Below are 409 nucleotides of genomic sequence, written 5' to 3' on the forward strand. Positions count from 1 at the left end.
ACTACTGGCTGCCGGTGGATCAATATATCGGAGGTGTCGAACACGCCATCCTGCACCTGCTTTACGCCCGCTTCTTCCATAAACTACTTCGGGATGTCGGTCTGGTCACCAGCTCTGAACCGTTTAAACGCCTGCTGACTCAGGGCATGGTCCTGGCCGAGACCTACTTCCGCAACGAAGGGAATGGCAGCAAGACCTGGTTCAATCCAGCAGATGTAACTGTCGAGCGCGACAGCAAAGGCCAGGTGGTCCGGGCATCGTTGGTCACAGATGGTGAGCCGGTTGAGATTGGCGGCGTGACCAAAATGTCCAAGTCCAAAAACAATGGCATTGACCCCCAGGCGATTATTGATCAGCACGGCGCTGATACCGTCCGGCTGTTCATGATGTTTGCGGCACCCCCGGAGCA

The 409-nt window shown here is 56.0% G+C and carries 1 protein-coding gene; it reads left to right on the forward strand.

Features of this window, described 5'->3' with window-relative positions; all coding sequences use genetic code 11:
* A partial coding sequence (locus B2W52_RS06250) for a class I tRNA ligase family protein (protein WP_286802020.1) occupies positions 1–409 on the forward strand: 409 nt, incomplete at both ends.

This window comes from Marinobacter sp. UBA2498 (assembly GCF_002341575.1).
In the GTDB taxonomy this organism is placed as follows: Bacteria; Pseudomonadota; Gammaproteobacteria; order Pseudomonadales; family Oleiphilaceae; genus Marinobacter; species Marinobacter manganoxydans.